The sequence below is a fragment of the Pseudomonas sp. R2-37-08W genome (assembly GCF_003851705.1).
Classification (GTDB): Bacteria; Pseudomonadota; Gammaproteobacteria; order Pseudomonadales; family Pseudomonadaceae; genus Aquipseudomonas.
Genome location: NZ_CP027728.1, coordinates 3697775 through 3719853 on the forward strand (window position 1 = coordinate 3697775; position 22079 = coordinate 3719853).

Below are 22079 nucleotides of genomic sequence, written 5' to 3' on the forward strand. Positions count from 1 at the left end.
CTCTCACCTTGATCAAGGAGATCGCTTTGATCGCGCAAATCATGATCGCCGCCCTCGGCGTCGTCGCTATCTGGTTCAGCCAAAGCAAACGCCTGCATGTACGCCGCTACGCCTGCCTGTTCGGCATGGCCGGCCAGCCATTCTGGTTCTGGTCGTCGATCAATGCCGAGCAATGGGGCATCGTGCTGCTCAGCTGTTTCTATACGGTGGCGTGGGCCAAGGGCATCAAGACCCATTGGATTGATCGCAAGGCCGATGGGTAGCGTTTATGATTGAGCCTACCCACCGCTGAGAGCCTTTCAATGCGCAACCTGATTTTCGCCAGCGCCTGCCTTTTATCCATTGCCCTCACCGGCTGCCAGCAAACCCCACCGGCCAACGACCAGCTCGACGCCGTGCTCTGGACCCAGACCTCCATCGAGCACGAGTTGATCTACCGCCAGATGTTCGCCAACGCTACCCGCCAACTCGATGCAGCCCTGGCCGATCCCACCTGGGACGCCCTGCCCTTGCCTGCCCGGGATTTGAAAGGATTGCCCCCGGCCGTGGTGGTCGATATCGACGAAACCCTGCTGGACAACGTGCCGCTCAATGCCCGTGACATTATCCATAACCAGGTCTATTCCTATGACCGCTGGAACACCTGGGTCGATCAAGCCAAGGCCCAGGCGCTGCCCGGTTCGGTGGCGTTCCTGCAGGCGGCCCGGCAAAAAGGCATCGAGGTCTATTACCTCACCAACCGCGAACACAGCCAGGTCGCGGCCACAGTCAGAAACCTGCGCTTGCGTGGTTTTCCGATCGAGCGCGACGAACAGATCCTGGCCGCCAGCACCCCCATCGGCCATTGCGAAAGCGCCGGCTACGGCAAGACCTGCCGCCGCCAATGGGTCGCCAGCCACGCGCGCGTGCTGCTGATGGCCGGCGATTCCCTGGGGGATTTCGTACAGGCCGAGCACAACACCCTGGCGGCCCAGCGCAAGGCAGTGGCGCCCTATGTGAACTGGCTGGGGCAGCGCTGGTTTCTGCTGCCCAATCCGACTTACGGCAACTGGTACAGCGCGCCGTATGGGGATAATGAAACGTTGCCATTCGAGCAAAAGCGCAGGCTCAAACAGCAGGCGTTGCAGTTGTAGCCCGCCGGCTTGTCCATAGGTATCTACACAACTTTGGCACGGCCCTAAACCTGTAGCGGCTCGGGAGCCGAAGCCTCTCTAACTGATACCCCGCGACCTAAATGTGGGAGGGGGCTTGCTCCCGATGGCGGCCTGACAGCCGACCAAGATGCTGGATCAGAGCGAGTACATATCCGTTGCTGCGGTAACGGCTGCTATGGGTTCCGCCCTTACGGCGTCTCACTTTTGAAAAGCGCAAAAGTAAGCAAAACGCTCTTGCCCCACCACTCGGCACCTCGCCCAGGCTCGGTGTGCCCGTAATCCGACAGTGATTTGGGGGGCCGCCGCCACGCGCCATCCATGGCGCGGGGCGGCTAAACCGGCATCCCTGCCGGTTTACCCCCCAAATCAATATCGAATTCCGGCCAGCGTGGTTTAACGGGGCGCCTAGATCAAAAGCAAGATCACAAGCAAGAGCGGCTCGCTTCGCATCGTGGTTACCGTAGGCTGCTAAAAAGTTGTGTAGATTACCTATGTCACTATGTCATTGACGAGGAAACGCGAAATGCCCGCCCTGATACTCCAGCCCGCCATTCCGGGCATTGCGCTGCGCCGATGGCGCCTGTTACACCGCGTCAAGCAAACCCATGCCGCACAGATGTTCAACGTAAACCAATCGACGCTGTCCCGCTGGGAGAATGGCCTGCAAGCCATGGACGCTGCCGCGCACCAACAGCTGGAACGGTTGCTGTCCGCTCGGCTTGACACCGCAGCTGATCAGGCCCTGGCTGGGCTGGTCAGAGACAGCTCGCGCGCCGTACACCTGGTGTGCGACCTGACGCACCGCCTCCTGGCCTGTTCGCCCTCCCGCGCCGCCCAGTTCAGCCGCCCATTGGTCGACTTGATGGGCCAATCGCTGTGGCGTTATGCGACAGCGGAAATCCGCCAGGTCGAAGCCGCGTTGGATCACACCGGCTGGCGCGAGAACCAAGCGCCGCCGGCGCTTCAATTCAGCACCGGCAGCAACGACTCCAGCCTCGTGCCGATCCGCCCGAGCCTGTGTCGCTGGACACGCCTGATCCTCAGCGATGGCAGCGCCGCGCGTCTGGTCGAGACGCTCTGACCGGCCTCGTGCATTTTTTATGCGTGGACGCACCGCGCCAGCGCACCTAGGCTTACCTGCATCATCAACCTGATGGAGGCAGCGTCATGGACTTCGAAAAAATCAAAGGCCGCCTCGACTTTCTGCGCGAAGCCGAGAAACTCAAGGACGTGCTCAGAAGCGCCCACACCGCTTCGGGACGCACGGAAAGTACCGCCGAACACAGTTGGCGCCTGTGCCTGATGGCGATGGTGTTCGCCGATCAACTGCCCGGCCTGGACCTGCTTAAAATCCTCAAGATGTGCGTGATCCATGACTTGGGCGAAGCCATTAACGGTGACATTCCAGCAGTCAGCCAGGCGGCGTTTCCCAACAAGGGCGAGCAGGAGCGGCGCGACCTGCTGCAGTTGACCCAAGCCCTGGATGGGCCCCTGAAAAGCCAGATTCTGACGCTGTGGGATGACTACGAGAACGCACTGTCGCCGGAAGCCAAAGCCGTCAAGGCGATGGACAAGCTGGAGACCTTGCTGCAGCACACCCAGGGCCTCAACCCGCCGGATTTCGATTACGCTTTCAACCTGGCATACGGCAAGAAACATACGGATGCCGAGCCCTTATTCGAGGCGCTGCGTGCGCTGATCGACCGCGCTACTCAGGAACGCCTCGACGCCGCGCAGTGACTGACATCACCCGGCCCTGGCCGCCACCGCCTCCACTTCCACCAACGCCCCCGGCAGGGGCAGCGCCACCACCTGCAACGCGGTGCGCGCCGGTTTGTTCGGTTGTTCGGGGGTGCCGAAGAACTGCGTGTAACCGCGCTGCAGCCCGGCGAAATCCAGCTTGCCGTCGGTTTGCGCAGCGCCGACCAGAAACACCCGCAACTGCACGATATCGCCCAGGTCCAGGTCCTGCTGCTGAAGGATTTTGCGCAGTTTGTTGAACACCGAAACCGTTTGCACTTCGGTGTTGCCGTAAACCCCGGGGACGTTCGGGTCGGCCAGGTCCGGCAAGGTGCCGCTGACGAAGATCAGGCTGGCCGAGGCCGGTACGGTCACGGTTTGCGAGATGGGGAAATCGCCGACGCTGGTGCGTTGGATACTGTCGCTCATGGTGTTGCTCCTCAAGAGGCGGCCACGGCCGCGATCTGTCGTTGTTGGGTGACGCGCTCGGCCAGTTGCGCAACCACATGCCGCGCCGAATTGGCCGCCGATTCCTGCCAGATGCCCACGCCGCTTTGCACCAGACCGTCGCCGGCGAAGTACACGCGGCCGTGGGCCTGTTCGAGCAGCGCGCTGGCATCGGCCGGGAAGTGTTCGCGTTGCAGCCACGGGCCTTCGCTGTAGGGGATCTGCTCCCAGGACACCGCCAACGGATGGCGCAGGTGCCTGGAGTAACCGGGATGCAGCAGTTCCACGGCGTGCCGGGAAGCGGCGTATTGCGCGTCGAACGACTGCGCGCCGAACACGTCGGCGCCCTCCCCGGTGACGTAACCGGCCACCAGCACGCCTTCGCGGGTATTGAGGTCGTTGCTCGGGTACCACAGCAAGCGCGCCGGGTGCTCAACCCAGGACAGGCCGCCATAAGTGCGGTAATCGGTTTCCCAGAAGCGCGGCGATTGCCACGCCACTTTGGTTGCCTGGTCGCTGCGGGTGCTGAGCAAGGCCGCCTTGATCGGGTCGCTGAAGTCGGTGTCGAGTTTGGCCAGCAACGGCAGCGGCAAGGTAGAGACCAGGTAATCAGCGCGCACCACCTGTTCACGGCCGCTGTGCTGGTCGTGATAGGTCACCGCGACGCCGTCGTCCAACTGGCGAATCTGCCGTACCTGTGCGCCCAGTTGCACCTGCTCGCGCACGCGCTGGTAGAACGCCTCGGTGATCCGGTCCATGCCGCCCACCGGCTGGAACATGGTCGCCGAAAACTCCGGGAATTCGGTGTGCAGCAGCGCGCCCCACAGCTCTGGATGCAGCAGGCGCTCAAGGTCGAGCGGCCGCGCGCTGGCCGGCAGTGCACCGGGGTGCGCAGGCGATTCCAGGTGGCCGGAACGCAAGCTGCCCTCGTACGCCAGCGCTTGGGAAAGGTCGCCATACACCTGCAGGAACGCGAGCAGTCGCGTGCGTTCATCAAGGGTCAAGACGTCGTCAAGCGCATCACGCTGCACCGCCTTGGCGAGCAAGCCGGACAGATGCCCGCGTGCATCGTTGACCGCCCGGCCGACGGTGAACGCCGGTTGCTGCAGGTCGGGCCGCACCTGGGCGCCATGGCTGCTGTTGACCAGCACTTCCAGGGGCACGCCCAATTCGCTGCAATAGTCGAGGATCGTGCGATGCTGGCTGGGAATACGCGCAGGGCCGGCGTTGAAATACTGGCCCGGATCGAACGCCACCGTCTGCGAGCGGCCATCGGTGTAGTCCACGCGGTCACCGTTGCGCAGGGTCCAGGTGCGTCCGCCCACGCGGTCGCGCGCCTCCAGCACCTGCACGGCGAACCCGGCCCGGCTCAGTTCCAGCGCGGTCACCAGCCCGGCAATTCCGGCGCCCAGCACCAGCACGCGGGTGCCCTGCCCCACGCCGTCCTTGAGTTTCAGCGGTTGCGGGCGCCGGTGTGAAGACGGCCCCAGGCCCAATGCGGCCAGCGCATCCTTGACCGCCTTTTCGCCGCCGACTGCAGCAATGCCGGACAGCGCTTCACGTCGTGTCAGTGTCATGTTCGCGACTCCTAATCCGGCAGGCCCGGTGGGTTGATCAGCGATGCATCGACGCGCTCCACATCCAGCCCCCAGCGCTGCAGCACCTGCGCGTATTGCCCTCCGGCAATCGCACCTTCCAGGGCGGTGTGGATCGGCTTGACCAGGCCGTTGTCCTTGCGCGTAGTCACGGCGATATCCGCCTGCAACGGCCAGCCGCCGTTGACGGTGCCGACGCGCTTGATGCCGCCGGTGATCGCCGCCGAATAGGCGTACACCGAGTTAGGCCCGAACAACGCATCGCTGCGCCCCGACTGCACCGCCAGCTGCGCGGCGGCCTGGTCGTCGAAGTACTGCAACAGCGCAGGCTTGAGGCCGGCCTTTTCATTGGCCTCGTTCCACGCCAGCAAGACTTTTTCCTGATTGGTCCCGGAGCCGACGATGATCTTCAGCCCGGCAATGTCGGCGGCCTGTTTGATCTCGCTGATCGGGCTGGTGCTCTTGACGTAAAACCCGAGCACATCCTGTCGATAGGTGGCGAAGTCAAAGCGCTTCTTGCGCGCCTCGGTCACGGTGACGTTGCTGATCACCGCGTCGTACTTGCCCGAACTGACGCCCAGGGGCCAGTCCTCCCAACTGGTCTGCACAACGTTCAGTTCCAGGCCGAGGCTGTCGGCGACCAACTGCGCGGTGTCGGCTTCACTGCCAATGGTGGTCTTGTCATCGCTGGCCAGCAGCGCCAATGGCGGCCCGGCCACACCGGACACGGCCACGGTGAACTTGCCCGCCTGGGCGAACTTGAAGCCCGGCGGGATTTGCGCGATGGCCGCCTCGTTACGTGGCGCATGAATGCGCGGGCGGTCGGGGCTGAGGTCGACCTGCTGCACAGCGAGCGCGTGTTGTGCGGTGCCGACGGCAAGCGCCAGCACGGCCACGCGCAGGGGATGGTTAAACATGGGCAGTCACTCCTTGAACTAAAGCACCTTGCCGAGAAAGGCCTGGGTGCGGGGATGTCGGGGTTGGCGCAAGATCTGTTCGGGCGGGCCTTCTTCGATCAACTGGCCGTCGCAGAGAAACACCACATGGTCGGCTACCTCGCGGGCAAAGCCGATTTCGTGGGTGACGATCACCAGGGTCACGCCCAATCGGGTCAGGCCCTTGATCACGTCGAGCACTTCGCCCACCAGCTCCGGGTCAAGGGCCGAGGTGGGCTCGTCGAACAACAACACCTTGGGGTCCAGCGCCAGGGCACGCGCAATGGCGACGCGCTGTTGCTGGCCGCCGGAGAGCTGGCGCGGGTAGGCCTCGAGCTTGTCCGCCAGGCCGACCTTGGCCAGCAGCTCGGCGGCTTTGCCCTGGGCTTCGGCCCTGCTCCAGCGTTTGTGGGCCAACGGCGCTTCGGCAACGTTTTCCCAGGCGGTGAGGTGCGGGAACAGGTTGAAGTTCTGGAACACGAAGCCCACGTCGATGCGCCGCTTGAGAATCTCGCGCTCCTTGAGCTCGTAGAGCAGGTCACCCTTGCGCCGATAGCCGACGTACTCGCCGTCGATGGTGATATGCCCGCTGTCGATCTTTTCCAGGTGATTGATGGTGCGCAGCAAGGTGGATTTGCCCGAGCCGGACGGCCCGAGGATCACCGTGACTTTGCCCGGATCGATCGTCAGGTCGATGTTATCGAGCACCTGCTGGTTGCCGAACCGCTTGCCCACGCCCTGGATCTGGATGCGCCCTGCGCGTGCTTCAGCCATGGGATTTCTCCTTGAGCCAAAGGCGCAGGCGTTGCAGCGGTGTCGGCGGCAGCACGCGCGCGGTGCCACGGGCGAAATGGCGCTCGACGTAATATTGGGCGCTGGTCAGCACCGTGGTGATGATCAGGTACCACACCGTGGCCACGATCAGCAGCGGGATCACCGCCTGGGTGCGGTTGTAGATGACCTGCACGGTGTAGAACAGCTCCGGCAGGGCCAGCACGTAGACAATGGACGTGCCCTTGACCAGGCCGATGATCTCGTTGAAACCCGACGGCAGAATCGAGCGCAAGGCCTGGGGCAAGATGATCCGGAAAATCCGCCGCGAGGCCGGCAGCCCCAATGCCGCCGCCGCTTCATGCTGGCCGGCATCCACCCCGATCAAGCCGCCGCGGATGATCTCCGCCGCGTACGCCGCCTGCATCAGGCTCAGGCCCAGCACCGCCACGGTGAACTGGCTGAGCACATCCACGGTGGACCATTGCGCGAACACCTGCTCGGTGAACGGCACGCCGATCACGATGTGGTCGTACAGGTAGGCAAAGTTGTAGAGGATGATCAGCACCAGCAGCGCCGGCATCGAGCGGAAGAACCAGATATAACCCCAGGCCAACGCCGCCAGCAGCGGCGAGCCCGACAATCGCGCCAGGGCCAGCGCGGTGCCGAGAATGACGCTGAACAGCGTGCTCAGCAGCGTCAGCAACAGGGTCTGCCCCAGGCCGCGCAGCACCGACGGCGAGAAGAACCACTGGCCGAACACGCCCCACTCCCAACGCGGGTTGGTGGCCAGGGAGTGCACGATGGCGAGCAGCACCAGCGCGGCAAAGATCGACCCGGCCCAGCGCCACGGATGCCGGGCCGGCACCACCTGCAGGGCCTTGATCGGCGTGGAGGCACGGCGCGTGCGGATCGGGTAATGGTTGACCTCATCGATCAGGTCGTAGGGTTTGGCGACAATGGGCATGGTCTATTCCTCGCAGGCCTCAGAAGGCATAAGTCAGCCGGGTGTAGTAGTACCCGCCGGTAAAACCATAGGGCGAATAGGTGCCGTAGCTGGCGAGCATGGTGCTGCTCGGCACGCCTTGTTTCTTGGGGTAAATGTCGAAGAGGTTCTTGGCGCCGATGGCCAGGTTGAGGTCTTTGGTGAGGTTGTAGCCAAGGTCGAGGTCGGTGATCCATTTGGCGCTGTAGACGCGGTCCAGGTCGCGATTGGCCGAGACGTTGACTTCCTTGTAGGCGCCGTAGCGCGTCAGGGCCAGGTTGAGGTTCACGCGCCCGATGCTCCAGTCACCGCCGAGGATCAGCTTGGTGTTGGGTTGCACGTCGGTGATCAGGTTGCGCGCCTCGCGGTCCATCAGCTCGTAGGACGTGCCGAGGATAGTGGTCGACTCTTTGTAATTGAGGATCTTGGTCTGGTTCCAGTTGAACGCGGCTGTCCACTTCACGGCACCGAACGCGCCCAGGTCGTGGTTGTAGCTGCTGACCAGGTCCAGGCCCTTGGTGCGGGTGTCGGCACCGTTGATGAAGTACTGGCCGCCGGAGGTGGAGTTGACGCCGTTGTTCTGCAACACCTGGGTAACTTCCGGCCCGAGCAAGGTGCCCGTGAGGGTGATGCGGTCGCGCAGGTTGATTACGTAGGCATCGGCGGTGAAGCTCAGGCGGTCGGTGGGGGTGAGGGTGAAACCGAGGCTGAAGTTGGTGGAGCGTTCGGGCTTAAGGTCCTCGGCGCCCAACGCCTTGGCCGCCGCCGAACCGACCGGCAGTACGCCGTAGTTGATCGACTGGTACACCCCGTCCACCACGCCATAGGTGGTCGAGCGCGCACTGAACAGGCTGTTGGCCAGGGACGGCGCACGGAAGCCATTGCTCACGGTGGCGCGTACGGCCAATTGCGGCGTGAAGTCATAACGCGTGGTCAGTTTGCCGCTGCGAGTAGCGCCCACGCCCTGGTTGTAATGCTCATAGCGCACGGCGGTGCCCACGTACCACTCCGGCAGCGGGTTGAAGCCCGCATCCACGTAACCGGCGACGCTGTTGCGCGAGGCGGTGCTTTCTTCGTCCGGGGAAATGCCGTTGGTGACCTGGGCCCCGGACGACGCGCAATTGCCCGGTGCCACGCAGTAGCCGCCGTTGGCATAGGACGCGTAGTCACCGGCCTGCACCTCATAGGTGTCGCGTCGGTGCTCGAGGCCATAGGACAGGTCCAACGGCTTTTGCAGGCCGATATCGAAGCCGCGCTTGAAGTCCAGGTTGGTGGTCAGCTCGGTGGAAATCCAGGTGCCGGAGGTGAAGCTGTTCGGCGTGGCCTCGCCCAGGGACGGGTTCTGGTTATGGGTGGTGCCCTGCTCCGCTTCGTTGCGCCCGTAGGTGGTGGACAGGTCCCAGTCCCACTCGCCCACGGTGCCTTTGCCACCGAAGGCGGCCTGGAAATCGTCTTCGTCGATGTACCAGGTGGGCGTGTAGCCGGCCGGATAACCGTTGGGCCCGGTGGTAATCGTGTTGGTGATGGTCGGCAGGCGAAAGTTCTGGCCCTGCTCGGCCTTGCGCCGTGAGTAAGTGGTGAAGGAGTACAGGCTGAGGCTGTCGTCGATCGGCAGTTCGGCGTTGTAGCCCAGGGTCAGCAGGTTGGTCTTGGGCGTGCCGTAGCCGCCGTAGGTGGACTTGCCGGCCAAACCGTAGGCTTGTTCGGAGGTGTAGCCGTTGGCGCTGGCCTTGTTGTCGTCATTCTGGCTGCGCGCATCCAGGGCCAGTTGCACGATGCCACCGTCGCCGATTTCAAAGCCTTTGTTGAGGCTCTGCTGCACGGTCTGCTTCTTGCCGTCATAGCCAAGGCCGGCGTTGGTCACCGAGGTGCCGCTGGTGTCGGCCTTGAGGATCACATTGATCACCCCGGCGATGGCGTCGGAACCGTACTGGGCGGCGGCGCCGTCGCGCAGCACTTCCACATGGTCGATGGCGCTGATGGGGATCAGGTCCAGGTCAGCCGGTGCGGCGCCGGTGTTGATGCCATTGATGTTCAGGGTCGCGCTGGTATGACGCCGCTTGCCATTGACCAGTACCAGCACCTCGGCGGCGCTCAAGCCACGCAAGTTGGGCGCGCGGGCAATGCCGCTGGCGTCCCAGCCGGTTTTTTCCGGTAGTGTCAGCGATGGAATCACCGCACTGAGCGCTTCCATCAAACCCGGTTTACCGGTGCTTTGCAGTTGTTTGGCGCTGACCACATCGATAGGCACCGGGCTGCTGGTGACCGTGCGTTGCTCGGCGCCACGGTTACCGGTGACGACCACGGTGGACAGGGTGCTGTCGCCATCGGCCTGGGCCGCGGCGGCCAGCAGGGACAAGGTCAAGGCTGCGGTGGGGGGTAGAACATGCTTCATCGCTGATCCCGGTTTTTCAAATCGCAGGGTCGGGCAGGCACGCGCCAGACGCGGCATGGCCGGTGTTCAAGGTGTGGGTGCGGTTTGAATTAGGTGTGGGGCGAGCGAGGGGCTTGAAGGGGCAACATACGTTGAACTCCGTTCCAACGATTCCGCTGCCGGGGATTACCCGGTCAGGTGCGCAGAATCTGAATCACGCTGGGTACCATCCGGGGTCTGGGGTAGGCTGTTGAGTCCAAACATAACGGAATGAATTTCAAAAATATAATGCTATTTGGGCATAAGCTAATATTTGTTAATTTCATTATTTATAAATATCTTTATTCATATAAATAATGTCTCAAAGTCAATGAAATCCAAATGTGGGAGGGGGCTTGCTCCCGATAGCGGAGTGTCAGTCACTACCTCGACAACTGACCCGCCGCTATCGGGAGCAAGCCCCCTCCCACATGGGTACTGCATGTATTCATGCTTACCGAGCAGGCCGCAACAGCTGCATCTGCTGGCGATAATCATCCGTCACCTGCCGTGCCTGGCTGCTGCTGGTAATCACCCGTGGGGTAATCAGCACGATCAACTCCGTGCGGTCCTTGGATTTACTGGTGTTGCCGAACAACCAGCGCAGGCCGGGGATCTTGCCCAGGTACGGCACGGCGCTGACGCTCTCGGCGTTGTCCTGTTTGATCAACCCACCCAACAACACCGTCTGCCCGCTTTGCACGGCGACCTGGGTCGACACCGAGCGCGTGGAAATCCGTGGATTGACCGGCGTTTCACTGCTGCTACCGGGGTTCTGTGCATCGCTGACCTGCTGCTGGATATCCATGTACACCAGGCCGCCCGGATTGATGCGCGGCACCACGTCGAGGATCACGCCGGTCTGCACGTATTCGACGCTGCTCAAGGTGGTATCGGCGTCACCTGTGTTGACGGTGGTCTGGCTGATGGGAATGTTGTCCCCCACCTGAATCTGCGCCGGCTGGTTGTTCATCACCACCAGCGACGGCGCCGACAGCACCTGGGTGCGGCCGTTGGTTTCCAGGGCGTGCAGGGCCACTTGCAGGTTGGAGCTGACGAAGGAATAGAACAACGAATCCGCCGCCCCCAGCCCTGCCCCACCACCGCCCAACGCGCCCTGGCTGCCGGAGGCGTTGGCCACCGTGGTGCTGGTGGAATTGCCGGCCAGGCGGCCGAGGTACCACTGCACGCCAAGGTCGAGTTCGCCGGTCAGTTTGACTTCGAGAATGCGCGTCTCGATCTGCACTTGGAGCGGTGGGTTGTCGAGGCGCTTGATCGCCGCTTCGATTTCTTTCCATTGCGCCGGACGCGTGCGCACCAGCAGTTGGTTGCTGCTTTTTTGCGCGGTGATACGGGTGCCCGTTTCGAGGTCGCTGATGGGCGCTGCCGGGGTCTCCTCGCTGCTCTCCTGCGTAGGTTCCTCGGCGGCGGGCGCGGGGGTGTTGGCCTGCAGCCCTGCGCTGGTGGACGAGGACAGCGTGGTGGTGCGCAACCCCGGCGCGACCTTGGCCGGGGTGTCATCCTTGATCGCGCCATTGCCGTAGATCTGCCGCAGGTACCTGGCCAGGTCCGCGGCCTTCATGTTGCGCACGTCGTACACGTACATCTGCGGTTCATTGCCGCCGCCCTCGTCGATGGTGCGAATCCAGTCACCCACTTCGCTGAGGTACTGGGGCTGGGAAGAAATCGCCACCACCGAGTTGGTGCGCTCCACCGGCAAGAACCGCAGCATGCCCGCCAGGGGCGTGCCGCTGTCGGCGCCGAACATGGCTTGCAGCTCGGGCATCAGCTCGGCCACCGAGGCGCGTTGCAGGCCGAACACACCCACCGACATGCCCTTGAGCCAGTCCACATCGAAGGTGTCGATGGTGTCCTGATAGTTGGCCAGTTCTTCCGGGGTGCCGGCCAGGCTCAGCACATTGCGCGCCGGGTCCACCAGCAGGAAGGCGTTCTCCCGGGCGAAGGGCTTGAGCAGTTTCTGCATCTCGGTGGCGGAGATATAGCGCAGCGAAAACAGGCGTGCCGAGAGGCCGCTGGCGGGCTGCGCCACGCGCATCTGCGGCACCAGCTTGCCGGCCACCGCCTGATTGGCCGGCAGGATTACATAGCGGTTGCCCTGGCGGATCATGGCGTTATCGGTCCAGGACAACAGGGTTTCGAGGATCGACAGCGCCTGCTGCTTATCCACCGGCCTGGAGGTGGAGAAGCTGACGGTGCCCTTTACGCCCTGGGCGATGCTGTAGTTTTCGTGCAGCAGGTCGCCCATTACGCTGTTGATCACCGCTTCGATGGGCTGGTCCTGAAAGTTGAATACGATGTCGCCGCCCGCCTCCTTCACCGCAGGCGTTGATGCAGGCGCGCGCAGGAACTGCTGGTTGCCGCGAATCAACTGGCGCGGCGCGGGTGACTTCGCCTCGGGCTGAGGGCTTTGCAGCACGGGCGCTTCGCTGGGCGGGCGTTGCGAGCCGGTGCCCTGCAGGGCTTCGTGGAGCAGTTCTTTATCCGGGTCGAGGCGGTCGGGCAACGCGCCGCAGCCGCCGAGGGCGACGGTGGTGGCCAGGCAAAACAACGGGGTGCGCATATCAATCAAGGGAGGGGCTCGCGAGAAGGAGAAATCGAGGGCAACCGCTTGCCGTACAGGCTCAGGGTCTGGGTGCGTCCGTCCAGGGCGAAGCGCGCCGATTGCGGGGTGAGGTGTTCCAGGCGCCAGCCGTTGGGCAGGCTCTGGCCCAGGCGCACCGTCAGGGGTGGGCCGTCGGCTTGTTTAAGCATGGCCATTTGCAGGTTGCCGGTGATCATGATGCCGCTGAGGCTCAGGTTGGACAGGCTGGTGACCCGCGCCTTGCCCGCCACACGGTCAGGGCTGCGATCCGGGCTGAACAGCGGCGCTTGCCAGGTACCGGCGAGGTCAGCCAGGGCCACCGTCGGCGGCGCCTGCAGGTTGACGGCGGGCTGCGCCGGCGCAGGTTCCTCGGGCAACCACTGCGGTTCATCGCCGATGCTGCTGAGGATCACCGCCATCAACAGTCCCAGTAACCCGGCCAGGCCGAGCAAGCCCCACTCCAAGGGGCGCAGTGTGCCGTTCATGGTGCCACCCGCGCCGGTTGCAGGTAGCCGCGCACCAGCAGGTTGACCACCAACTTGCCCGCGCCGCCACGGGAGGGCGCTTCGCGACTGCTACGGATGCGCAGCTCATCGACGAACAGATACGGCGGCTGATACTCCAGCGCATGCAGAATCGCGGTCAACGGTTCGATGGCGCACTCAAGGGTCAGGCTGACCTTGACCTGGCGATACGGCTCGCCGGCGTCCTGCCCGGCAGTGATGGGTTTGCGCTGGGTCAGGCTGCAACCGCCGCCACGGCTGGCCTGGCTGGCGATGAGGTCGGCGAGGCGCTGCATCAGGTCGGCGGCGACCACGTCGGGGTCATCCCCCGGCAACAGGCTGGCGCTGCTGGCCGGGTCCTGGCGTGCCTGCTCAAGCTGCTGGCGCAGTGCATCGCCCTGGCGCAACAGGCTGGCATAGCGTTGCTGTTGTTCGCGCAACTGTTCGGCGTGGGCGCCCATGCTGCGCAGCGGCCCGGCGAACCAACTGTCGATCAACAGCCAGTAGGCCGCGCCCAGCACGACAGCCAGCACCAGCAAGGCGGCCCCGCGACGTTCACGGGGTGTGAGGGGTCGGCGCATCGGCAGCCTCCTGGCGCAAGTGGGCACGCAGGGCAAACTGATCCTTGCCGGTGCGCGCATCGGGTTGAATCACCCCTTCGAACTGGGCGTTTTCCAAACGGTGGCAGCCTTTGATCCGGGTGATCAGGCCGCTGGCCTTGGCGCTTTGACCGGCGATGGAAATCTCACCGTCCTTGACGTCCAATTGCTCGAGCCAGGTGTCGGCCGGCAGGCAGCGGGTCAAGTCATTCAGCAGCCCGGCCAAGGGCGGCTGCGCCAGTTTGCGGCGCGTGAGGTACTGCGCCGCGCCCTGGGTGTTGAGCAGTTGCTGGCGCAGGGCATGCACCTGGGCCACCTGGGCTTTTTGTTGCTGGACGCTGTGCTGCATGGCATCGAGCACGCGCTGGCGGTCGTTGAGCCACAGCAGCATCGCCGCGATCAGCAAGGCGCCGCACAGCCACGGCAGGCTGCGTTGCAAGCCTGGGCCCTGTGCGCGTTGACGCGGGCGCAGGCTGGCGGGCAACAGGTCGATGCCCATGCCTGCCACATCCACCCGATGAGGCCGCAGGCCCAGGGTGGCGCAGTCGGCGAGAATCTGGTCCAGGCGTTCGCGCAGGATCGCTACCAGCGTCACCTCAAGGTGCGTAGCGGTGCGCTGTTCCTGGCGCACGACGAAGTACAACTGCTCGGCATCGAACGGTGTGTAGCGGTCCAGTTCATACCCCACCACATTGGCCAGGTTGCGCGCCGCGGCCAGGGGCAGGTGCACGGTTTGCCGCAGCACGTCGTCAGGGCCGAGCATCAGCACTTGGCGCGCTTGGCCCAGTTCGAGCGGCGCGCCCAGCGGCCAGTGATGGATGCGCTCCGGCGGCTCCTTGAGTGCCAGCCAGCCCGGCACACAGCCGCGCAACTCCGTGAGCCACAGGCGCCAGGCCTGTTGGGCCAGGCTGCCGCGCCAATGGCGGGCGATAGGTTCGAGTCGATTCATTCTTGCCACCGCAGCACCCGATAGGGCTGTGCGCTGTCCTCCGCTGGGCTCAGTGAAACGGTAATGCGCACGCGCGCCTGGTAACCGCCGGGGCGCTCGGCGCGGCTGTCGATTTCCACCACTTGGCCGGGGTCGGCGCCCTCGGCATTGCGGCTTGGCAGGTTGAGCGCCTTGCGCATCAAGGGGCTGGCGAACGCCGGATCGGGTCGATCCAGGTCGCTCCACAAGGTGATTTCGGGCAGCAATTGGCTGTAGAGCGCCTGGGTCATGCCAGGCAGCTGACGCACTTCTTCGAGCACCCGAAACGGCGCCAGGCCATGTGTACGCCGGGCCTCGAGCGCCTTGACCCATTGCTGCGCCTGGGCCGGCGTGGCCCCGCAGGCCAGGGCCAGGCGCGTGAGGTCATCGGCCGTGGCGTTGACCAGGTACAACTTGCCGCGCTCGCTGCGCAGGCTGACCTGCAGCCGCGCATCGTCAAAGCCCAGCGCGATAGCGCGCCCATCGGCCACCCAGTGCGGCTGCGCCATCACCATGGCGATGCCGGCCTGGGCCGCCAATTGCGTCTGGGTATGCTGTTTGAGCCACAGTGCCTGGCGACTTTGCAACTGCACCCAACCGGCCAGGCCGCCGAGCAACACGCTGAGCAATGCCAGCACCCAGAGCACCAGCAGCAACGCCGCACCGCGCTGGCGCTTCATTCTTCCAGGCTCCCACTGGACAGGTTCAGGCGCAGCGCAATCACTTGGGTGACCCACGGCACCGGGCCGTTGACGTTGGCCACGATGCGCACCGCATACGGCAAGCGCCTCGGCCAGGGCCAGTCAGCGACCCAACCGGTCGGCTGGCCCAGGGGCGACAGGCCGCGGTAGCTGAACTGCAACTGCTCGACGTGGTTGAGCAGCACCTGCGGTTCGACGCGGGCGGGGTTTATGTGGGATTCCAACTGTGCGAACTGCACCTGCAAGGCCTGGTCGACCCGCTGCAAGGTAAAGCGCTGGATACCGCCGCCGAGCACACCGGGCAAGGTTGACACAAACTGCAGGCGCTCGGCCGTGCCGCTGAAAAAGCCCTCGGCCTGGCTGTCGTCTTCCGTCACATCCAGGGGCAGCGCCTCGCTGATGGCGGTGCGCAGGAACTGCTGGGCGGCACGCATTTCGTCCAGGCTGACGGTGTAGCGCTGGGCCTTGGTCACCGCACGATTGGCGCCCAGCAAGGCACCGCCGACCAGCACCAGCAGCACTGCGAGCAAGCTGAGTACCACGAGGATTTCCAGCAAAGTGAAGCCCTGCTCGCGGCGCTTCACAGGCGCGCCTTCAAGGTACTGAAATGCGCCTGGTGCGGGCCTTCGCTGACGGTCAGGTCGAGGCGATACAGCTGCGGCTGTTGGCGGCTGAGGGTCAATTGCCAGTGGATGCCATCCAGTTCGCCCTGGCGCACACCGCTGTCGAGGCGGCCGGCGGTTTCCTGATCAAGCACCGTGAGCGCCGCATGGGCCAGCCGATCACTGCGCGCCACCTGCGCCAGGGAACGCGCGCTCTGGCCGAAGGCGACCAGCAACACGCTGCTGCACACCGCCAGCAGGGTCAGGGCGGCGAGCATTTCGAGCAGGGTGAAACCGGCCTGGCGCTTCATGGCAACGCCTTGGACTGCACGCTGCCGGTCAGCCAGCCGATATCGATACGCCAACGCCGGCTGCCGTTGGCCAACACCAGGTTGCCGCCGGTGGAACTGCCGTCAGGGTAGAACTCAACCGCCGAGCCGGCCTGCTCGGCGGTGTGCACGCTCAGCTGCAGCGCTTGCGGCCAGTGCAGCGGTGGCCGGCCAGGCGCGCTGAACGCACGGTTGGGCAGATCGAATTCGGTACGCGCCGCCTGGCCGCTGATAATCGCCCCGGCGCGTGTAGCGCGCAACGCCTCGACCATCTGCCCGACCACCCGACGCTCCTTGGCCGCTTGCAGGCCCTGGCGCAGCCCGACGCTGAGCAAGCCGGCAGCAAGGCTGATCAGCAGGATCACCACCAGCATTTCCAGCAGGGTAAATCCACGCTGGGCCATGGGCCGGTTATTCCCAATTACCCAGGTCGGCACTGTAGCCCTCGCCGCCGGGTTGGCCGTCCTGGCCGTAGAAGATCAAGTCAAAGGCGCCATGCTCACCGGGAAAGCGATAGCCGAACGCGTGGCCGAACGGGTCTTTCAATTCCGACGGCTTGGCGTAGGGCCCGGCCCAACTGGTGGCGGTCGCAGGCTTCTCCACCAGTTGTCGCAAGCTAGCGGGCGGCGAGCCGACGTCCAGCGCGTAGCTGTCGATCTTCATGCTCAAGCCGGCGAGTTGGGCCTTGCCCGCGCCGTACTTGCCCTTGTCCACATTGCCGCCGACCTGGCGTACCACGATGGTCGCGACAATGCCCAGCAGCACGATCACGGCGAGCATTTCCAGCAGGGTAAAACCGCTTTGGCGGCGTCGGGCATTCATCGTTATAGCTCCTTGAAGTTCATATATGGCTGGTGAGGCTCATCAGCGGCAGCATGATCGCGAGCATGATCACCGCCACCAGCACCGCCATGACCACGGTCAGGGTGGGCACCAGTGCGGCGAGCAATCGGTCGATGCCGCGCTTGGCCTCGACGTCGAAAATATCGGCAACCTTGAGCAGCATGCTGTCCAGTTCACCGGCCTGTTCACCGACCTCGATCATTTGCAGCGCCAGTTCGGGCAGCAAGGGTTGGCCGCCAAACGCCTGGCCGAGGCTGCCACCGGCTTTCACCGATTCGGCGGCCATCGCCACCTGCGCCTGCAGCGCACGGTTGCTGCAGACCTGCCGGGCAATCACCAGCGCCGGCAGCAGCGCCACGCCATTGCTGAGCAAGGTGCCCAGGGTGCGCGTCAGCCGTGCCGCTTCGACCCGTTGCAGCAGCGGGCCGAGCACGCGCAGGCCGAGCACGCGGCGATCACAGCGCTCGCGGCGGCGCGGGTCGCGCAGGCCGATGACCAGCGCCCACAGCAGGGCAATCAACCCGGCCAGCACCAGCAGTCCATAGGCGCCGAGAAACTCGCCGAGCCCCAGGATCACTTCGGTGATCAGCGGGATCGGCACGCCCAGGTCCTGGAAAATCGGCACGAATTGCGGCACCACGTACGCCAGCAACAGCGCCAGCGAACCCAACACGCCCACCACCAGGAACGCCGGGTAGATCAGCGCGTTGATCACCTCGCCACGCAGGCGCTGGCTGCGCTCCAGGTAGTCGCTGAGCTGGCGCAGGGTGCGTTCCAGCGCGCCGCCCGCCTCACCGGCGCGCACCATGCTCAGGTACAGCGGCGAGAAGCTGCCGCCCTCCTGTTCCAGCGCGGCCGATAACGGTTGGCCGGCCTTGACCTCATCGCGGATGCGTTCGATCAAACCGCGCACCTGGGGCGAGCCGGGCTGCTTGAGCAGCAGGCCGAGGCAGCGTTCCAGGGGCTGGCCGGCGCCGAGCAAGGTCGCCAGTTGTTGCGTGAAGCTGACCAGGCCCGCGCCTTTCAATGCTCCGCGCGCCGGGCTCAACAGGGGCCGACCCGCTGTTTCGATCTGCAACAGCAGCAGGCCGCGCTTGTGCAACGCGGCGACGGCAGCGGCCTGGTCCTTGGCTTGCAGGGTGCCGTTGTGGGCGACACCCTGGCTGTCGAGCGCACGAAACTTGAACAGCGTCACGCGGGTTCCCCACGGGTGACGCGCAGCACTTCTTCCAGGCTCGTGACGCCGTCCAGCGCCTGGCGCAAGCCCTCTTCATACAAGGTGCGCAAGCCGGCGCGGCGGGCGGCCTGCTCGAGGGTGGCGGCGTCGGCGTGGCGCATCAACAGGTCGCGCACCTCATCGTTCATCACCAGCAACTCGGTGAGGGCGCTGCGGCCATGGTAGTCGCCGTGGTAGAGCAGGATCGGGCGCTGGTCGGTCAGACGGTCCAGGCCGTGCTCTTCGATCAACGCGGCTGGCGCTTCGAACGCGACGCGGGTGGCCGGGTCCAGGCGGCGCACCAGGCGCTGGGCGAGGATGCCGCTGACGGTCGAGGCGATCAGGTAGCTTTCGACGCCCATGTCCAGCAGCCGCGTGATGCTGGCAGCGGCGCTGTTGGTGTGCAGGGTCGACAGCACCAGATGGCCGGTGAGTGCGGACTGGATGGCGATGCGGCAGGTTTCCAGGTCACGGATTTCGCCGATCATGATCACGTCCGGGTCCTGACGCACGATGGAGCGCAGCACGCCGGCAAAGTCCAGGCCGATGGCCGGTTTTACCTGGATCTGGTTGATGCCTTCGAGCTGGTATTCGACCGGGTCTTCCACGCTGATGATCTTGCGCTCAGGGGTGTTGAGGCGCGACAACGCGGTGTAGAGGGTGGTGGTCTTGCCGGAACCGGTCGGCCCGGTCACCAGCAGAATGCCGTGGGGCCGCTCCAGCAGTTCAAGAAAAGTGGCCAGGCGCTGACCATCGAAGCCCAGGCTGGGGAAATCGAATTGCACGGTCTGCCGGTCGAGCAAGCGCATCACCACCGATTCGCCGAAAGCGGTGGGCACCGTGGACACGCGCAAATCCAGTTCCTTGCCCTGAATGCGCAGCATGATGCGACCGTCCTGGGGCAGGCGGCGCTCGGCAATGTCCAGGCGCGCCATGATCTTCACCCGGGAAATCACCGCTGCCGAGGAGCTGGCCGGCGGCGCCTCGGCGTCGTGCAGCACGCCGTCGATGCGGTAGCGCACCTTGAGCTGGTGTTCGAAAGGTTCGATATGGATATCCGAGGCGCGCTGCTCCACGGCGCGCTGCAGGATCAGGTTGACCAGGCGAATCACTGGCGCTTCGGAGGCCATGTCCTTGAGGTGCTCGATATCTTCCAGCGCACCACCCTGCTCGCCCAGGTTCTCCACCAGCGTGCCCATGGCGGATCGGCCCTGGCCGTAGTAGCGCTCGATCAGGCTGTCGACCTCGGTGCGCGGGCCGATGGCCAGCCAGATCGGCACCTGGCAGGCATAGGCCAGGGCCTGAAACGGATACAGCTGGGCCGGGTTGGCCGCGAGTACGCGCAACCCGCCATCGGCCCAACCGATGGGCACCAGCTGGTAGTGACGCATGAAGCGCTCGGTCAGCGCGGGCATAGGGTCGAGCAACGGCGGCGCCGCCTCGGCGTGCACCAGCGGCGCATCGAGCAAGGCGGCCCAGGCGCGGGCCAGTTCGATTTCGCTGACCAACCCCAGGCGCGTGAGCAGACCGAGCAGGTCGCTACCCTCGGTGGATAAGCGTCTGGCGCGGTCCAGGTCGACGGTCTTCAGCCCTGCATGCGCCATCAACCATGCGCACACCTGCTCGGTGTGCGGGACAGGCATCTGGCAGGCATTGATGGGGGCTGACGACATAATGAAGTGATATCTGATAGGGCGAGAAGTATGGCTATTTGGAACTACCGAACAATGCCATTAGTTCGCCATAGCCCTGCCGGGAGTTAGCCGGGGGTATCGACTGGAAGTTATAGCGCTAGTTCCTGTGCGAGGGAAATATAAATACAAAACATTGCTGAATGCACTGATTTAGAGCGTTAACAGCCAATTGCCACTAGTTGCAAATAGCCATACGCCTTAATTATTCACACACTTTCCCTTAAATAACCGGCGAGGAAAAACAGGCAAGCGTTTTACTGCGGCACCACGCGCGAAGGTGTTTCGCCGGGAAGGAATTTTTACCCTCTCTTCCATAGCCAATACCGCTTTTTCCCATGGGCGGGCCCAGGGAGCTGATCGAACGACTATTTCGGCCTAACGATGCTTATAAAACGCTATTAGAGGCATTTAGCCATACCCTGCCCCGTTCCAAAAAGCCATCTGATTACAGTCAGTTGGACGCTAAGCAAGCCACGCACTCGTCGCAAAACTGTCGAAAAAATGCACCAAATTCTGTTTACGCCCTTCCTTTACAGGCGAAGAAGCACGCCTAGACTCTCACTCGATTCAGCTCCCTGGATCATGACCAACACTGGAAAAGGATATTCAAAATGAACGCCTTCACTTCGGTAAATACCGTCACCACGCCCCTCACCATCAACTGCAACTCCGTGACCACGTATAACGGCGATCCCAACGAAACCACCAAGGTCACGTTCAACTACCAGAACAACCTGCTGTGGGCTACCCAAGTCAATAACACTGCCTCAACGCAAATTCTCTCCGCCGACGCCCCTGCCGGACCGGTGATCCTGCGCGCGGGTGCCAAGGTGACGCTGCAAAACGTCGGCGCGGGGTTCAGCATCCTGTTCACTGGCGTCATCGTCGACAGCGGTTCCGAGACGCCTTTCACCAGCACCAACATCGGTACATTCAGCCTTTCCTGATCCATACGGGTTCTTTAGCCAGACCCAATCCTTGAAGCCGGCGGACGCGCACGTACGCCGGTTTCATTAACGCAGTACGGGACATGGACGGTACCCTCGCGTGACGAAGCATCGGATGCTTTATACCCGGGTTTGCTGGTTAACACTGGGCGCGATTCTGGCAACCATCCTGTGGGTAATGGCGACCGGCAGACATGCGCCGACGGCTTTGCCTGACGGGTTCAGCCACACTTTTTCCAGCGTCGAGTACGCCTCCCTGACCTCGGGCTGCGCCGACCTCGTTCCCGCTCCTTCCGCCTCTTCGGCGACCCCGGCACCCTGCCTGCCAGGGCCGATACTGCTGCCCGGCATGAACGTCAGCCGTCAGGTGGGTCCGGTGCTGTTCGTTCTGGTCGTCGACAGTCGCGAGGCCCGGGTGAACGCCGAACTGTCCATGGGCGGCGCTGGCCTGACCGGGTTGAGCATGACGGCCGACACACCCACTGCCACCTTTGACCTGGCCAGCGATGGGCAACGCATACGTGGCAGCCTGGGCGCATTTTTCTGTGCCCCTCCGAACACTTCGCATGTGCTCGCCGACTTCAATATCGAAGGCACGCACGAGGACAACAAGGACAGCGCGCAAGCCTATCGCGGCGACCTTATCCGCTGGCAAAGCCCAACCACCAGCGTGATTGCCCAGTACCGCCAACCCTTGTTGCCGGACCTGCAAGTGACCGTGGAACTGCTTGATCCCTACAAACCCGACAGCAGCAACGCGTTGACGGCCCAAGTGAGTTTCTACTACGCCACGAACCTGATCGACCGCTACACCGTCATGGCCACCGCCACCCCCGTGACCCTGCGCAAATCCAGCGTCGGGCCGGTGCATATCCAGGGTGGGGCCTTGTCGTTTCGTCCCGCCACCCAGGAACAGCGGGGGCAGCTCAGCCTCGATGGCACTTTCCAGTCCGGCCATAACCTGCCCAACCACTACGCCGGCAGCATCGCCGACTGGTCGTGGATTCGTGGCCGTGCCGACAATTGCAGGGGATAG

The 22079-nt window shown here is 64.0% G+C and carries 23 protein-coding genes; 6 read left to right on the forward strand and 17 right to left on the reverse strand.

Annotated features, from left to right (window positions below):
* The first annotated feature begins 26 nt into the window (after positions 1-26).
* The 4 genes from C4J93_RS17040 to C4J93_RS17055 all read left to right on the forward strand — a co-directional run bounded on the left by C4J93_RS17040 (position 27) and on the right by C4J93_RS17055 (position 2894).
* The gene (locus C4J93_RS17040) at positions 27-263 is read left to right on the forward strand and encodes a hypothetical protein (RefSeq protein ID WP_124363466.1); all 237 of its coding nucleotides are present in this window, start codon (positions 27-29) and stop codon (positions 261-263) included.
* Positions 264-302: 39 nt separating this feature from the next.
* Complete coding sequence (locus C4J93_RS17045; protein ID WP_124430007.1) at positions 303-1133, forward strand: 5'-nucleotidase, lipoprotein e(P4) family; 831 nt, start codon at positions 303-305, stop codon at positions 1131-1133.
* A 544-nt stretch (positions 1134-1677) separates the two neighbouring features.
* The gene (locus C4J93_RS17050; protein ID WP_124371210.1) at positions 1678-2235 is read left to right on the forward strand and encodes a helix-turn-helix transcriptional regulator; all 558 of its coding nucleotides are present in this window, start codon (positions 1678-1680) and stop codon (positions 2233-2235) included.
* Positions 2236-2321: 86 nt separating this feature from the next.
* Positions 2322-2894: an HD family hydrolase gene (locus tag C4J93_RS17055; protein ID WP_124367567.1), complete on the forward strand. Its 573-nt coding sequence runs from the start codon at positions 2322-2324 to the stop codon at positions 2892-2894.
* A 6-nt stretch (positions 2895-2900) separates the two neighbouring features.
* On the opposite strand, the gene C4J93_RS17060 is transcribed toward C4J93_RS17055, so the two are convergent.
* The 17 genes from C4J93_RS17060 to C4J93_RS17140 form a co-directional block, all read right to left on the reverse strand.
* Complete coding sequence (locus C4J93_RS17060; RefSeq protein WP_124430008.1) at positions 2901-3323, reverse strand: RidA family protein; 423 nt, start codon at positions 3321-3323, stop codon at positions 2901-2903.
* Positions 3324-3334: 11 nt separating this feature from the next.
* Positions 3335-4918 (reverse strand): FAD-dependent oxidoreductase, encoded by a 1584-nt coding sequence (locus tag C4J93_RS17065; protein ID WP_124430009.1) that lies wholly within the window; start codon positions 4916-4918, stop codon positions 3335-3337.
* Between the two features lie 11 nt (positions 4919-4929).
* Complete coding sequence (locus C4J93_RS17070; RefSeq protein WP_124430010.1) at positions 4930-5853, reverse strand: ABC transporter substrate-binding protein; 924 nt, start codon at positions 5851-5853, stop codon at positions 4930-4932.
* An 18-nt stretch (positions 5854-5871) separates the two neighbouring features.
* On the reverse strand, positions 5872-6645 hold the full coding sequence (locus C4J93_RS17075; RefSeq protein WP_124430011.1) for an amino acid ABC transporter ATP-binding protein: 774 nt from the start codon (positions 6643-6645) through the stop codon (positions 5872-5874).
* The gene (locus tag C4J93_RS17080; protein ID WP_124430012.1) at positions 6638-7609 is read right to left on the reverse strand and encodes an amino acid ABC transporter permease; all 972 of its coding nucleotides are present in this window, start codon (positions 7607-7609) and stop codon (positions 6638-6640) included. The genes C4J93_RS17075 and C4J93_RS17080 overlap by 8 nt, the downstream gene beginning before the upstream one ends.
* 19 nt (positions 7610-7628) lie before the next feature.
* Positions 7629-10022 (reverse strand): TonB-dependent siderophore receptor, encoded by a 2394-nt coding sequence (locus tag C4J93_RS17085; RefSeq protein ID WP_124430013.1) that lies wholly within the window; start codon positions 10020-10022, stop codon positions 7629-7631.
* A 472-nt stretch (positions 10023-10494) separates the two neighbouring features.
* On the reverse strand, positions 10495-12621 hold the full coding sequence (gspD, locus tag C4J93_RS17090; protein WP_124430899.1) for a type II secretion system secretin GspD: 2127 nt from the start codon (positions 12619-12621) through the stop codon (positions 10495-10497).
* Positions 12622-12626: 5 nt separating this feature from the next.
* Positions 12627-13127: a general secretion pathway protein GspN gene (locus C4J93_RS17095; protein ID WP_124407661.1), complete on the reverse strand. Its 501-nt coding sequence runs from the start codon at positions 13125-13127 to the stop codon at positions 12627-12629.
* The gene (gene gspM, locus C4J93_RS17100) at positions 13124-13726 is read right to left on the reverse strand and encodes a type II secretion system protein GspM (protein WP_124430014.1); all 603 of its coding nucleotides are present in this window, start codon (positions 13724-13726) and stop codon (positions 13124-13126) included. The genes C4J93_RS17095 and gspM overlap by 4 nt, the downstream gene beginning before the upstream one ends.
* Positions 13701-14693, reverse strand: a complete 993-nt coding sequence (locus C4J93_RS17105; protein ID WP_124430015.1) for a type II secretion system protein GspL — start codon at positions 14691-14693, stop codon at positions 13701-13703. Before C4J93_RS17105 ends, gspM begins: the two co-directional genes overlap by 26 nt.
* On the reverse strand, positions 14690-15391 hold the full coding sequence (locus C4J93_RS17110) for a general secretion pathway protein GspK (protein WP_124367577.1): 702 nt from the start codon (positions 15389-15391) through the stop codon (positions 14690-14692). Before C4J93_RS17110 ends, C4J93_RS17105 begins: the two co-directional genes overlap by 4 nt.
* Positions 15388-15996 (reverse strand): prepilin-type N-terminal cleavage/methylation domain-containing protein, encoded by a 609-nt coding sequence (locus C4J93_RS17115; protein WP_124367578.1) that lies wholly within the window; start codon positions 15994-15996, stop codon positions 15388-15390. The genes C4J93_RS17110 and C4J93_RS17115 overlap by 4 nt, the downstream gene beginning before the upstream one ends.
* A complete protein-coding gene (locus C4J93_RS17120) occupies positions 15993-16325 on the reverse strand; it encodes a type II secretion system protein (RefSeq protein ID WP_124363481.1) in 333 nt (110 codons plus the stop codon). The genes C4J93_RS17115 and C4J93_RS17120 overlap by 4 nt, the downstream gene beginning before the upstream one ends.
* The gene (locus C4J93_RS17125; RefSeq protein WP_124430016.1) at positions 16322-16747 is read right to left on the reverse strand and encodes a GspH/FimT family pseudopilin; all 426 of its coding nucleotides are present in this window, start codon (positions 16745-16747) and stop codon (positions 16322-16324) included. Before C4J93_RS17125 ends, C4J93_RS17120 begins: the two co-directional genes overlap by 4 nt.
* 7 nt (positions 16748-16754) lie before the next feature.
* Positions 16755-17165 (reverse strand): type II secretion system major pseudopilin GspG, encoded by a 411-nt coding sequence (gene gspG / locus C4J93_RS17130; RefSeq protein WP_124430017.1) that lies wholly within the window; start codon positions 17163-17165, stop codon positions 16755-16757.
* A 19-nt stretch (positions 17166-17184) separates the two neighbouring features.
* Positions 17185-18381: a type II secretion system inner membrane protein GspF gene (gspF, locus tag C4J93_RS17135; RefSeq protein ID WP_124430018.1), complete on the reverse strand. Its 1197-nt coding sequence runs from the start codon at positions 18379-18381 to the stop codon at positions 17185-17187.
* Positions 18378-20045 (reverse strand): GspE/PulE family protein, encoded by a 1668-nt coding sequence (locus C4J93_RS17140; protein WP_124430019.1) that lies wholly within the window; start codon positions 20043-20045, stop codon positions 18378-18380. The genes gspF and C4J93_RS17140 overlap by 4 nt, the downstream gene beginning before the upstream one ends.
* Positions 20046-20707: 662 nt before the next feature.
* Here C4J93_RS17140 and C4J93_RS17145 point away from each other — a divergent pair.
* Positions 20708-21043, forward strand: coding sequence for a hypothetical protein (locus C4J93_RS17145; protein ID WP_124404685.1), 336 nt, complete (start codon positions 20708-20710; stop codon positions 21041-21043).
* 115 nt (positions 21044-21158) lie between these two features.
* Complete coding sequence (locus tag C4J93_RS17150; RefSeq protein ID WP_124430020.1) at positions 21159-22079, forward strand: hypothetical protein; 921 nt, start codon at positions 21159-21161, stop codon at positions 22077-22079.